13 protein-coding genes and 1 riboswitch are annotated in these 14484 nt (G+C 31.7%); of the genes, 10 read left to right on the top strand and 3 right to left on the bottom strand.

All coding sequences use genetic code 11. The features are described 5' to 3' along the window. Positions 1–1134: S-layer homology domain-containing protein (locus M915_RS04365; protein ID WP_036729691.1), on the top strand; the 1134-nt coding region annotated here is incomplete at its 5' end. 286 nt (positions 1135–1420) lie between these two features. Here M915_RS04365 and M915_RS04360 read toward each other — a convergent pair. Genes M915_RS04360 through M915_RS04350 form a run of 3 tightly spaced genes read right to left on the bottom strand, consistent with a single transcriptional unit; the run spans position 1421 to position 4073 of the window. Continuing rightward, positions 1421–2785, bottom strand: a complete 1365-nt coding sequence (locus M915_RS04360; protein WP_036729688.1) for an MATE family efflux transporter — start codon at positions 2783–2785, stop codon at positions 1421–1423. Between the two features lie 4 nt (positions 2786–2789). Then, positions 2790–3248 (bottom strand): methylated-DNA--[protein]-cysteine S-methyltransferase, encoded by a 459-nt coding sequence (locus tag M915_RS04355; RefSeq protein ID WP_036729685.1) that lies wholly within the window; start codon positions 3246–3248, stop codon positions 2790–2792. Positions 3249–3257: 9 nt separating this feature from the next. Further along, positions 3258–4073 carry a 4Fe-4S binding protein gene (locus tag M915_RS04350; protein ID WP_036729682.1) on the bottom strand — a complete coding sequence of 272 codons (816 nt, stop codon included), beginning with the start codon at positions 4071–4073 and terminating at the stop codon, positions 3258–3260. Between the two features lie 152 nt (positions 4074–4225). Between M915_RS04350 and M915_RS04345 the strand changes: the two genes are divergently transcribed. The 9 genes from M915_RS04345 (at position 4226) to M915_RS04305 (ending at position 14296) form a co-directional block, all read left to right on the top strand. Beyond that, on the top strand, positions 4226–4630 hold the full coding sequence (locus M915_RS04345) for a DUF1284 domain-containing protein (protein ID WP_036729680.1): 405 nt from the start codon (positions 4226–4228) through the stop codon (positions 4628–4630). Positions 4631–4787: 157 nt separating this feature from the next. Then, positions 4788–5933 carry a cation diffusion facilitator family transporter gene (locus M915_RS04340; RefSeq protein WP_036729677.1) on the top strand — a complete coding sequence of 382 codons (1146 nt, stop codon included), beginning with the start codon at positions 4788–4790 and terminating at the stop codon, positions 5931–5933. Between the two features lie 14 nt (positions 5934–5947). Further along, positions 5948–7333, top strand: a complete 1386-nt coding sequence (trkA, locus tag M915_RS04335) for a Trk system potassium transporter TrkA (protein WP_009221803.1) — start codon at positions 5948–5950, stop codon at positions 7331–7333. Next, positions 7311–8783 (top strand): TrkH family potassium uptake protein, encoded by a 1473-nt coding sequence (locus M915_RS04330; RefSeq protein WP_036729674.1) that lies wholly within the window; start codon positions 7311–7313, stop codon positions 8781–8783. Before trkA (M915_RS04335) ends, M915_RS04330 begins: the two co-directional genes overlap by 23 nt. After that, positions 8780–10153: a Trk system potassium transporter TrkA gene (trkA, locus tag M915_RS04325; protein ID WP_036729671.1), complete on the top strand. Its 1374-nt coding sequence runs from the start codon at positions 8780–8782 to the stop codon at positions 10151–10153. The genes M915_RS04330 and trkA (M915_RS04325) overlap by 4 nt, the downstream gene beginning before the upstream one ends. A gap of 9 nt (positions 10154–10162) precedes the next feature. Next, positions 10163–10831: a uracil-DNA glycosylase gene (locus M915_RS04320; protein ID WP_036729668.1), complete on the top strand. Its 669-nt coding sequence runs from the start codon at positions 10163–10165 to the stop codon at positions 10829–10831. A gap of 4 nt (positions 10832–10835) precedes the next feature. After that, complete coding sequence (locus M915_RS04315) at positions 10836–11615, top strand: alpha/beta hydrolase family protein (RefSeq protein ID WP_036729665.1); 780 nt, start codon at positions 10836–10838, stop codon at positions 11613–11615. 149 nt (positions 11616–11764) lie between these two features. Beyond that, positions 11765–11859, top strand: a riboswitch (THF riboswitch). A 68-nt stretch (positions 11860–11927) separates the two neighbouring features. Next, a complete protein-coding gene (locus M915_RS04310) occupies positions 11928–13307 on the top strand; it encodes an SLC13 family permease (protein WP_036729662.1) in 1380 nt (459 codons plus the stop codon). Between the two features lie 14 nt (positions 13308–13321). Then, positions 13322–14296 (top strand): dihydropteroate synthase, encoded by a 975-nt coding sequence (locus M915_RS04305; RefSeq protein WP_036729659.1) that lies wholly within the window; start codon positions 13322–13324, stop codon positions 14294–14296. The last annotated feature ends 188 nt before the right edge of the window (positions 14297–14484 follow it).

Here is a 14484-nt window from a genome sequence, read left to right as displayed (position 1 = left end):
GCAAAACACGATCCGAAGGGAAATGAATTTGAATACTACGCAAAAGAAGAAAACGTACCGGCCAACTATAAAAAATCAATAGAAGGGCTAAAAGTTACAAACACTTATGTATCACCGATAGTACCACCAACAATTTTAAAAGGGGATGTAACTGCAAATAAAATATGGAGAGACTATAAAGCGATACATCCAACAATTTGGTTCAAGTTATATAGGAACATAGTAGGAGGCAATTTAGAAGAAGTACCAAACGCAGAAATAAAAGAACTAAAAGAAGGGACAACAAAAGTAACTTGGACAAAACAGAACTTGGAAGATAAAAAAGGTAACAAGTATATTTTTAGTGTAAAAGAAGTAGATTCAAATGGAAGAGATTATGTACCATACGGCTATGAAAAAAGTGAAGTGGGACTAACAGTAATAAACAGTAAAAAAGAAAAAGACTCTTCAAGTGTGATAGTAACACCTGCACCAAAACTGAACAAAAAAGATCACTTCCCATACGTAATGGGATATCCGGACGGAAGTTTTAAACCGGAAGGAAACATAACAAGAGCAGAAATGACAGCCATCTTCTCAAGACTACTAACAGAAAAGATGCACGTAGGAGATAACTATCCATTATCATTTAGTGACGTGGCAAGAAGCAGCTGGTATGCTGAATATATAGGACAATTAACATCAGTAGGAGTAATTGCAGGATATCCGGACGGAACATTCAGACCGGAAAATTCAGTAACCAGAGCGGAATTTGCAACAGTAGCATCAAGATTTATAACAAGCAAAAAATCAACAGGTGGATTTGCAGACATACTAAATAATCACTGGGCAAAAGAAAGTATTGAAAACGTGAGAGCAGAAGGTTGGATATCAGGATATTCAGATGGAAGCTTTAAACCGGATCAATATATAACCAGAGCGGAAGTAGTATCAATAGTAAACAAGATGCTAGATAGATACGCAGACAAAAATTATGTAGATAGTCATGCAATGGAATTAACAAACTATACAGACTTGTCAAAGAATCATTGGGCATACTATCCAATAATGGAAGCAAGTAATGGGCATGATTATGAAAGACTTTCAAATAATCAAGAAGTTTGGAAAACATCATGGAAGCCTAGAAAATATTAAAATTGAAGAAATCAAAGAAATTTGATAGAAAAACAAAAATCTCAAGATTAAATCTCTTGAGATTTTGTTTTTTAGAATAAGAAATTTATTTATAGAAGTGTTTATTAAAAACTTTTATTATAGAATTTATATTAAGCACTGACTAACTATGTAAGAGATAGTATAATAAACTTGTGAAAATACTAAATACTAATAATGAAATAGAAAATTTTGTAAAGCTTATAAATGAGTTATCACAAAAATAAATAAAAGGTAGAAATAAATTTAGTAGTTATTTCTACCTTTTTTAATTTTCTTTTAAAATTGTCGATTGCCATGATACAAACTGAATAGCTATAAAGAAAACTATTGCAGCTAAGGAATTTGAGAACAAATTTCCCCAAAAGACTGCATTTACACCAAGAGATTTTTTAAATGCCAGTATGAATAAAAATCTAAATAGCCAAATTCTAAGTACTCCCATGAATAGAGGAGCTTTTGTTCTTCCGAGTCCTATATATGTTCCTTGAATTATCATGTAAATTGCAAATGGAAATACGGAGAATGTATAAATATTCAGTGCATGTGTTGCAATTTTCATTATTTCTTGATCTGGATTATTTTTTTGGAACAGTTTTACAAGTTTTGGAGCAGTAGGCCAAAATATCATGACTATGATCACGCCGATTATAAGGGATGCGATTAGTGCTTTATACATTATAGACTTAGCCTTTTTAGATTCGCCAATACCTATATTCATTGAAACCATAGTTGTAACTGTTGTAGAAATTGAACTTGGCACAGTAAATGCCAGTGAATTTATATTACTTGCAATACCGGAAGCATTTAAAACTTTTGCTCCGTATGATTGCACTTCCATATTAATTAGAAAAAATCCGAAAAATACAAATGTAGATGCAAACATTGAAGGTATTCCTATTTTTATTACTTCTCTAATTGCAATATAGTCAAATTTATAGCTTTTTAGATTTAATTTTGTTTCACTTTCTTTGATAAACAAATCATAAAACATCCATATACCTATAATTACATAAGATGATAGCGATGCAAGTGCGGCACCTTTAACTCCGAGTGCTAAAATTTCAAGATATATGAAATTAAATATTATCTTTAAAATTAGCAGTATTATCATTCTAATAAAAGTTGCTTCGGGCTGGCCGGTTGCATTTTTAATTCCGTTAAATATCGCTGCTAAAAATAATAACGGCATTACAAAAGAATAGGTTGCCAAGTAATTATAAATATATGGTGCAACCTGCGGATCTACATTTTTTGAAAGTAAAAATGCTATAAGTATACTGAGCGGTGTAGTTAAAATTCCCATTCCAAAAGAAAAAATCAATATCTGTAACGAAAAATGCTTTACTTTTTTTATTTCCGCCCGTCCGTTATATTGACCTATTATTGCCATAGATGCAACACCAAGTCCTTGAGAAAGCCCCATCAATATATTTATGACAGGTTGAGAGAAACTTACTGCACCTGCAACTAAAACTCCGCCATAATTATTTAAAAAATATCCGTCTATCAAAGGTATAAGAGATTGAACAAAAGCCATCAGAATGGTGGGCATGGATAAAATTAAAAGACTTTTAAAAATATCTCCGTTCAGTATCATATCTCTTCTGTCTGAAACTGTTTTTGACATCATAATATCACTTCTTTAAGTAGCCTTCTATTTCAAGCAATTTTGCTTTGATATCAAGTCCACCTGCAAAGCCTATCAATTTTCCGTTTGCACCTATAACTCGGTGACAAGGGACTACAATCGGAAGTTTATTTTTATTGTTTGCAAGTCCGACCGCTCTGTATGCTTTCGGGTTTTTAATATAAATGGCAATATCCTTATAGCTTCTGACTTCTCCATAAGGAATTTTTAAAAGAGCATTATAAACACTTTTTTCAAAATCAGTTCCGGAGAGTTTAAATTTAAATGTAAAATGTTTAAGTTTGCCATCTAAATATTTTGAAATTTCATCAAAGCAATTTTTTATTGTTTCATTTTCTGCATAATTTTCATCGGGAATAGTTTTATTAAAATTTATTTCGGTTATGTACCCGTTATCCTCATAAATAGTTAGAGGACCGATTTTAGTATCATAGGAATATTTCATACGGATACCCTAAACAAAATATTCAGGCTCAGCACGCCTTTGGTACATATCTTCAAGTTCTCTTGCATGGAACAGATATCCTTCGTCGTCAAAATATTTTGCCCCTGTAGGACATTTTTTAATACAAGCACAACATTTCATACACTTGCCGGGAATTTCTTCGACATTATCAAAATTTATTGAGCCGAGAGGGCATTCTCTTGCGCAAATTTTGCAGTCGATACAAAGGGACATATCGGTTTTAGGTTTTATCTTTACAAAGTTAATTCCATTTCCGTGTCTGTCTCTCGGTGTATAATATGGTCTGTATGGAACTTCGCCTATCATATTAGGCTTTGAAAGATTATTAGATTTAATTTTTTCAGCAACATCTTTTGCAAAGTTATCAACGATTTCAAAATCTTTTTCATCAGGTCTACCCTTAGCTAATATTTTTGAAAAAGAATGTTCAGCTACAAAAGCTCCTCCACCAATTACATTTATACCGCCGTTTTCCATTAAATCTCTAAGTTCAACCAAGCAGTCATCTACATTTCTATTACCGAATAGAGAAATTGCAACTCCCAATGCGCCCTTTCCATTAATAGTATTTAGATATGGAAGAAGTAAATTTGGTACTCTTCCTGCTATTGTAGGGACACCTGCAATGACGATATCACCATCTTTAAACACAGGCATACTTTCACGCATTTTAGGTGTTGTGAAATTGTAGTCGTAAAAATTATCTATTGAAAGATATTTCCCGAGGCTTCGAGAAAATCTTCTTACAACTTTTTTTGTGGTATTTGTTCCCGTAAAATAAAAAGTACATATTCTATTAATCATAAAAACCCCCCCATATGTTTATTATAACAGAAATGGGATATAAAACTCATATTTTTTTAATTGCAGCATAAAATTGATTGGAGTTAAAAAATAAACTTAATAAGCCGGTTGTAAAAAATTTTTCTATGCTTTATCATTAAGAGGGTGATAATATGATTAAACTTAGACCACATCATTTGCTATGTACTCAGAGCTATATGGGAGCAGGATATAGTGACGGTTTTGTAGAAAATATGAATAAGATAGTTGATAATCTTAGAAGTGATAAAGATTTAAAGATAGAGATTGTTTTTGAAAATGATAATATATGCGGAGCATGTCCTCACAATATCGGAGGAGTAAGTTGTGAAAGCGATGATGTAGTTTTGCCGATAGACAATAGAGTTAAAGACATATTAGAATTAGAGAAAAGAGAATATTGTTATTCGGATCTTATAAATAAGCTGAATGAGAAGATTACAAAAGATGATTTTAGAGGTTTGTGCTGTGAATGTCAGTGGTGGGATGGAATTTGTAAGGATATATTTATGAATAAAATTTTAAAAAAATATAAATAGAAGTTTTTAGACTTCTATTTTTTATGTAATATTCAATTATAAAAGTGAGTAATAATATATTATTGTAAAAGTTTATGATAGATATGGAATAAATCTTTATGGTATTTGATTAAGAGTATTTTCTATTGTATAATTACAACTATGTGGAGAGGTTAAAATGTTAGTACAAAAAATATTAAAAGCTGGAAATTATGGAACAAAAAATGAAAGTAGATTAAAAATATCGGTAATGACTTCTATAGCCGGAATGCTTGCAAATGTATTTTTGTGTATTGTAAAAGTTATTTTGTTTTTGTTCACAAATTCACTTTCAATACTTGCAGATGCAATAAATAATTTAACTGATTGTATTTCATCTGTATCTACAATTATAGGAGCGAAGCTTTCAACTATGCCCGGAGACGAAAAGCATCCATATGGACATGGAAGAATTGAATATATAAGCGGACTTGTAGTTGCGATTTTTGTCTTTGTAACAGGGGTTGAATTTATAAGAATTTCAATAGGAAGAATTATTCATCCGAAGCATATAGAATATTCGACCGCTACTGTATTTTTAATGATATTGTCAATTGCGGTAAAATTATATATGGTAGTATTTTATGATGAGATTTCAAAGAAAATAAATTCACTTCCGGCTAAAGCGCAATCCAAAGATTCTATGGGAGATGTAATTATAACCGGTGTTGTAGTAATTTCGATATTTGTTCATAAAATGACAGGTTGGCTTGTAGACGGATATGTAGGAGTATTAATAAGTCTTTTTGTGATTTATTCAGGATATGAGCTTATAAGAGATACACTTAGTGAAATAATAGGAGAAGCTCCAAGAAATGTAGTAAAAAAAATTAAGGATAGTGTAAAAAAATATGATGAAGTATTGGGAGTTCATGATATTATAGTTGTAAACTTTGGGCCGCAAAAGACGTATATAACACTTGATGTTGAGCTTAGATATGATATGTCTCTTGTAAGGGCACATAGTATTATAGATAGGATAGAAAGAGAACTTGAAGCAGAATTTAATTGTATAATAAGTATTCATGTCGATCCGGTTGGAATGTATTCTGAAGATGAGGAAAAATTTGCAAGGGTGCTAAAAGACATTGTTAAAAAAAATCCTACAGTATGGTCATTTCACGATTTATACTATGAGAACGGCGTACTTAGGGTAGATATAGTTGTTGATGGAAATAAAGTCCACAATGACATGGAATGTGATGAATTAAAATTGTATATACAATCTGAGTTTAAAAAGATTTTAAAATGCAATTATGAAATAAATATAGATAGATATTTTTAATTAGGGGAAAAATTATGAAAGTTTTAATAGCAGGTGCCGGTAAACTCGGTTTTAGATTAGCATCGGCACTTATTTCTGAAAAATGTGATGTAACAATGCTCGATAGTAATGAAAAGGTAATTGAAAACATAAACAATTCATTAGATGTACTTACGGTAAACGCAAATGCACTTGATTTTGAGATATTAGAAGAACTTGATATGCAAAGCTATGATTTGCTTCTTGCCACAACAACAAGTGACGAAGCGAATGTACTTATAAGTACAATTTCAAAAAAACTTGGAATAAAAAAGGTTATAGCAAGAGTTAGAAATCCTGAGTATCATAATCAAATTAAGTTTATAATGACAGAACTTGGAATAGATGAAATAATAAATCCTGATTATGCAACAGCAGTCAGCATTGAAAAGTATCTTTTGAAAAAATATCTTTTGATGAGTGATGATTTTGCAGATGGACGTGTTAAACTTGTCGATTTTCATATAGGGGCAGATGAAAATTTTGTAGGAAGAAGACTGATGGATTTAAAGGGGTTCGACGGGCTTTTGATAACTGCCATAACTCGAAATGGGAATACTATTATTCCTAACGGTGCAACTGTTTTAAAAGAAGGAGATGTTATTTTAATAGCAGGAGCAAGTCAAGATATAGAAGATTTTGACAGAAAACACTCGGGAATTAATAAGCATAAATCTGTAAAGAGAGTTATGATTTTAGGAGGAGGAAAGCTTGGATTATATCTCGGAATTCTTTTAAATGATGCGGGAATAGAAACCACTATTATTGAGATAGATAAGAACAGATGCATAAAACTGAAAGAAATGTTGCCGAATGCAATTATAATAAACGGAGATGGAACAGATTATAACTTGCTTGAAGAAGAGGTTGTAGAATCATATGATGCTTTTGTTGCAACAACGGGGTTTGATGAAACAAATTTACTTATGGCGCTTACTGTAAAGCAGGTGGGAGTTTACAAATCTGTAGCTAAAATTTCGAGGCCGAATTATAATAAGATAATCGGAAAATTAGGAGTAGATGCCGCTTTTAATACATCATTTATAACTGCAAGTGAGATATTAAAAATAATAAGAGGAGAAGGTTCATTAAGTGTGAGTTTAATGCTTGACGGTGAAACTGAATTTACTGAAATAAGATTGGGAGAAGACCTTGATATACTTAATGTTCCTATAAAAGATTTAAAGTTGCCTAATGGCGTTTTAATAACTACAATAGTTAGAAAAAATGATGTAATAATTCCAAATGGTAACAGTATATTGCTTCCGGAAGACAGAATAATAGTTTTCTTTATGCATGATCAAATAGATAAGGTGAAGGGATTTTTTTATCCCAAGCATAGAAGAGGTGGATTAATAAGTGAACTTCGCAATTATATTTAAGGTACTGAGCTTGCTTTTGCGTATAGAAACAGTATTTATGTTGCCACCTTTAATTTTAAGTTTTTATATCAAAGATGGTGCTACATCTGCATTTTTATGTACAATAGGAATAATTTTAATAACTGCGTTTATAATGGAAAAAACACCTTCATCAAGTGGAAGAATATCACCGAAAGATGGTTTGTTTATAGTTTCTATAGGTTGGATTTTTGCATCTATATTTGGAGCATTACCATTATATATTTCAAAATCATTACCTACATATATAGATTGTCTTTTTGAAATAGTTTCAGGTTTTACAACGACAGGGGCGAGTGTAATAGAAGATGTGGAAGTAATAGCTCCTTCAGTTGTGCTTTGGAGAAGTATTACACACTGGATTGGAGGTATGGGAATACTTGTATTTACAATAAGCTTGCTTCCAAAACTTGGCGTTGGCGGGTTTCAGATTTTTAAGGCTGAATCTCCGGGGCCTGTTGCGGGAAAGATCGAGCCAAAGGTGAGTCAAACGGCAAAAAGATTATATTCAATATATATGATTATAACAATTGTGTTGTTTATACTATTATTGATTGGGGGAATGACTCCATTTGATGCAATAATCCATACACTTGGAGTTGTAGGTACAGGAGGTTTTTCATCGAAGACTGCATCGGTAGCACATTATAACAGCTGGGGATATTACATTCCCATAGTAATGAGTATGTTTATGGTATTTTGCGGTACAAATTTCTCATTATATTATTTATTATATAAGAAAAAAATAAAGAGTATTTTTCAAGATGAAGAATTTAGAATATTTTATGGAATAATAATTTTTTCAATAATAATTGTCGGATTTAATTTGTATTGTAATAATTATGGAACACTTGGAAGATCTATGATAGATTCATTATTTCAAGTTACGTCAATTTCATCCACTTCGGGATTTGCAACAGCAGACTATGATATGTGGCCAAGTTTTTCAAAATATATATTACTTGTGTTATACTTCATCGGATCGTCAGCAGGTTCTACTGCAGGAGGGATGAAAGTTGTAAGAATTGTAGTAATGTTTAAGCTTGTAAAAAGAGAAATTCAAAAGGTATTACACCCAAAGGCGGTAATTCCGATTAAACTGAACAATAAAATTTTAAATGATGAAATTGTCATGGGAATAATGTCTTTTTTAGGAGCATATATAATAATATTTATAACAGCAAGTGCAATAGTTGCATTAAGTGGAGTTGATATTTTGACATCAATATCTTCCGTGGTAACTATGTTATCAAATGTAGGACCGGGATTTTCCGCTGTGGGACCTACAAAGAATTTCTTTTTCTTTGGAGTAGGATACAAGATGTTATTCTGTATGCTTATGTTACTTGGAAGACTTGAAATATTTACGATGCTTGCCCTTTTGAGTTCAAATTCAATAGGCAATAGATATGTTAAAGGAAGTACAAAATGAAAATATTGATTGTAGGAGCAGGAAGAGTAGGACAGAAAATTATAAAATCACTTGTTGATGAAAATTATGAATTAACAATTATAGACAATGACAATAAAGCGCTATCTGAAATTGAAAAATCACCTCATATAAAAACATTACTTGGTGATGGGCTCAATCGTGAACTTATTATGACGCTTAACATTTCGGAGTATGAATTTATAGTTGCCGCTACAAATTCCGATAAGACAAATATTTTAGTAAGCACTCTTGCTAAGACACTTGGAGCAAAATATACAATAGCAAGAATTAATCAGGCTGATTCAGTAGAGCAGCTTTTATATTTGAGAGATTCACTTGGTATAGATTATATTGTAAATCCTGCACGTGAGACAGTTAAAGAAATTGAAACAATATTAAAAAGTGATATAAACTATCAGGCGGACAGTTTCGGGCGTGGAAAAATTGAAGTTGTAGGTCATAATGTAAAACTTGATAAATCATTTGAAGGATTGAAAATAAAAGATATAGGAAGTCTTTCAACAATACTTGTAGTTGCAATAGAACGAAAAAATAATCTCATAATTCCGAATGGAGATACAATTATAGAATCGGGAGACTATTTATATTTAATGGGTCTTACAAAAGATATAAGCAACTTTAAAATGAAGCATTTTCAAATTTACAATAAGAAAAGAAAGAGAGTTGTTATTGTAGGCGGCGGAGGAATATCTGAGCAACTTGCTTCATCATTACAGGATCATGACATTACGATAATTGAAAAAGATAGAAAAAAAGCAGATGAGCTTAGAAGAAAAATGTCCAATGTTTTTATAATAAACAAAGATTTTTCCGGAGCAGAATTTTTTGATGAGAGTCAAATTGAGCAGTGTGATGTATTTATTACATTGACGGAGAATGATGAATTGAATATGGTTCTTGGTATGATGGCATTAAAGCTCTCTATAAATCAGGTTATGGTAAAAGCAACATCATTAAACTATTCTAAACTGCTTGATGGGTTGGATTTTACGGCAGTATTAAATCCGCTTACAATTACAAGCAATAAAATAAGCAAGAAACTCAGATTTGATAGAGGAATTTCAATTTACCTTGCATTTAACGGAGAAGCTGAAGTATCTGAGATAAAGCTTTCAGATAACAGTCCTGTGATAGGAAAGAGTCTTATGGAATTAGAAATTCCTAAAGGAGTATTAATTGGAGGAATAATAAGAAAAGACAATACTGCAGTGGTACCTCGCGGCAAGACTGTATTTGAAAAGGGAGATACTATTGTAGCTTTCTATAAAAATGAGAATAAGAAGGGACTTGAAAAATTTATAAATCCCGGATTAAATAGAGGATTTTTAAGTGATTTATGGTATAGTTGAGGTATGTATATGAAAGATATATTCAAAAATGATTGGCAAGGTCTTTTGGCAGAAGAATTTAAAAAACCATATTATTTAAATCTAAGAGAGCTTTTGATAAATGAATATAAGAATTATGAAATTTTTCCACCTGCAAATGAAATATTTAATGCTTTTAAATATACTCCTTATAGTGATGTGAAAGTATTGATATTAGGGCAAGATCCATATCATAATGTAGGACAGGCGCAGGGACTTTGTTTTTCTGTAAAAGAGGGAGTAAAACTTCCACCGTCATTACAAAATATATATAAGGAATTAAATTCCGATTTAGGCATAGAAATTCCTACAACAGGCTCTTTGATAAACTGGGCTAAGCAAGGAATAATGCTTTTAAATACCACCTTGACAGTAAGAGCACACAGTCCTATGAGCCATGCTAAAATTGGTTGGGAAATTTTTACAGATAGAGTAATTGAGCTTATAGATGAGAAACAAGAGCCGGTTGTGTTTATACTTTGGGGAAATCATGCAAAATCAAAAAAAATTCTTATAAAAAATGAAAGACATCTTGTAATAACGGGGGCACATCCGAGTCCGCTGTCTGCAAACAGGGGATTTTTTGGCTCAAAGCCATTTTCAAGGGCGAATGAGTTTTTAAGACAAAATGGAATTGTTCCGCCAAGTTGGGAGGTATAGAACTATGGAATATTTAGTATCAAATTTTACAACTGTTGAAAAAATATATATTGATAAAGTTCCGGCATATGTAATAACTCCAAAGACAGACGAAAAAAAATACAAGACTATAATTTTCTATCATGGATGGAGCAGTTGTGCTAAAAATCAAATTTTTAGAGCGTCAATATTTGCAAATTATGGTTATCAGGTAATACTTCCTGAAGCACAGTATCATGGAGAAAGAGGAAGCCTTGACTATGATGATTTGGATATTACAAAAAGATATCTATTGGAAGTTATAATGCATAATATTGAAGAATTTCCAAGCATATTTGAATATGTTGTTAAAGAATTAAATGCAGATGAAAAAAATATAATAGTTGCCGGACATTCCATGGGAGCTATGACGGCAGGAGGTTTATTTACATTTAAAAAGAGTTTAAAGGCAGGGCTTATATTCAATGGATGTATGGATTGGAAGGCTCTTGTTAATGAACTTATTAAGGATGAGGATGAAATAAGCTATGAGAGAATGAGAATAAACGATTTTATGCTTCAAATGAATCCTATGATACATTTGGAGGACATAAAAGACAGAGCTCTACTTTTGTTTAATGGAGAAAATGATGATGTGGTAAATCCGCTTCCACAGGAAAATTTTTACAAAAAAGCAGTTTGTGAATATGAGAATAAGGAGATAATATGTTTTGAAAAATTTGAAAAAACATATCATCAACTTACAACTCAGATGCTTGAGGAAGCAATAATTTTTTTAAAAGAGAAGGTTGAAGTCATTGACTGATATGGTCAATGACTTTTTATAAATAATATAAATTGACAAGCGACTATAATAAGGTGTATTATTAGACGTGGATAAAAAGAAGACATAAAAAGATATCTGATAATGTTATAAGTGATATATGATGTTATGAGATGACATTAATTTAAAACAACAGAGTAGGAGAAACTACGTTAAGTGTTCGTGGATGGGATGTTGTCACGAAACGAAATGACAGTTCATGCGATAGTTCTCCGCTTCCGCTGGTTATAGCCTAAAAATTATGCGGGAGCACTGTTTCAGTGCTTTTTTTTATTTAATTTTAGGGGGTGTTTTATGAAAAAAATAAAATTTTATCACTTGCTTGCAATACTTGCGGCAACAATTTTGATAGGGATATTAAATCCTTTTGATATGGAAATTTTTCAAAGAATATTACTTTCAGCATTGATATTTACGGTAGCGACTTGGGCAATAGAGGCTATGAATAAAAGTATAGCTTGCATAATTTTGCTTACTACATTTATTTTCTTTGGAAAAACTAAAGCGGTAGATGTAATAAATTTTGCATGGTCACCTACATTGTTTTTAATAGTGACATCAACATTATTATCGGTTGGTATAATGAAGACGGGAATTATACATAAACACTTTGAAAAGCTGTTTAGAAAAAGCTCCTCAAGTATGTTTAAAATTTTATTACTTCCATATATATTTGGAATAGTCTTGGTATTTTTAATTCCTCAAGCATTCGCAAGGGTAATTATTATCGGAGCTATTTACAACAGCTTGTTAAAAGAATCAAGTGAAGATGAAAAAAAAGCAAAACAGGCATTGATATTTAACGGATTTATTGGAATAACAATGACATATATGCTATTTAGCAGTGGAGATATAGTATTAAATCAAGCTGCAATTAATTTTTCAGGAGATGAAGTAAAAGCCGTACTTACCTTTGGCAAATGGTTTGAAATGATGGCATTACCATCGATTGTCTCATCAGTTATAGTTTTATTTTTGACATATATAATATTTAAAAAAGAACTTAGTAATTTTAATGAGCACATGATTGAAAAATCTAATTTTGAAAATAATGAGCTTTCCAAATCAAAACAGCAGCTTGGAATAGGAATAATGCTTGTTGTAATTGCATTTTGGATGACAGAATCAATGCATCACATAGCTCCGTGGATAGTTGCTCTTCTTGCAGTAATAATTATGTTTGCGGCAAAAATATTATCTAAAGAAGATTTAAAGTTTGTAAATCCGCATTTCTTACTTTTTTTAGTAACAGTGTTCAGTATAGGAAAAGTATTTGGACAGGCAGGAGTTACAAATGCGATATTTGGTAAGCTTGAAACTTTAATTCCAAGTGTAAATACATCAGAGTATTTAATAGTAATAGCCATAGTTGCAATGGTGCTTCACATCTGTATAGGCTCGTCAGTTGCTACAATGTCGGTTGTGTTGCCTATACTTATACCGTTAGCACAAAGTTCGGGATATAGACCGGAAATAATAACACTTATGATATATATTATTGTAAATGTGCATTTCTTATTACCGTTTCATCATGCAACAGTAATGATAGGAGCTGGAAAGGGATACTATCCTGACAAGTATATGTTTAGATTCGGAAGTGTGATGACAGTAGTAAGTTTAATACTTCTTGCATTATTTTACTTCCCGTGGTGGAGAATATTAGGAGTTTTATAAGATAAGAGGTAAAAATGGAAAGAGTATTTAGATATAAAAATGTAGAATTATCAAGTGGAAATTCCACAAAACTATGTGCGATAGTAAATGTAACACCGGACTCATTTTCAGACGGCGGACTTTGGTATGGAAAAGACCTTGCAGTTAATAGAGCCTTGGAGCTTATAAAAGACGGTGCTAAGATGATAGACATCGGAGGAGAGTCAACAAGACCTGGCAGTACTCCCGTAAGCGTCAACGATGAAATAGAAAGAATAGTTCCTGTAATAAAAGAACTTAAAAAAATTACAGACATCCCGATTTCAGTAGACACATGGAAAGCGGAAGTTGCAAAAGCTGCAATTGAGGCAGGGGCAGATATAATAAATGATATAACAGGATTTTTAGGTGATCCTGAAATGGCAAAAGTGGTAGGTGATTCTAAAGTCGGAGCTATTGTAATGTTTAATCCGATAATTGCAAGACCTAATCATCCGGGTTCGAAGATATTTCCTTCATTTGGCGGAGAAGGAGTATTCAGTGAAAAAGAATTTCTTGAAATGGAAACAATGCAAATAGAAGAAGTAATGAAACTATACTTTGAGAAGTCACTTCAACGAGCAAGAGAATGTGGAATTGAAAAAGAGAGGATTATGCTTGATCCGGGTATAGGATTCGGACTTACTAAAAGAGAAAATCTATGTCTTATAAAAAATATAGAGTTAATTCATAAAATGGGATATTTTGCCTTTTTAGGCGTGTCAAGAAAGAGATTTATATGCAACATAATTCAAGATGCGGGATTTGAGATTGATCCTGAAACGGAAGATGGAAGACAAAATAGAGATTTATCATCCGCAAACCTAACTGCAATAGCATCGTTTTTAGGAACAGAAGTGGTTAGAGTACACATGATAAAGAGCCATCTTATGGCATCTGAAATAGGAGATTCTATAAGACTTGCAGAAAAAATGGAAGATATTAATTTTAAATCTTATTCAAAAAAATAGAAAAAGAACCTATTAAGGTTCTTTTTTATATGTAAAAGATAAGAAGTATTGAAAAATATATATTAAATTATCAAGGTTGAGCATATAGATGATACAAAAGGATATGGAAAAATTAACAAAAATAAATTCATTGTTATTTTGACGACTGTAATGTTAAGATGAAAAAAAGTATAGCTTAGTAAAAGAAA

This window comes from Peptoniphilus mikwangii (genome assembly GCF_000468535.1).
GTDB classification, from domain to species: Bacteria; Bacillota; Clostridia; order Tissierellales; family Peptoniphilaceae; genus Anaerosphaera; species Anaerosphaera mikwangii.
The sequence above is the reverse complement of the archived record's forward strand: the minus strand, read 5'-3'. Positions and strand labels throughout refer to the sequence as shown.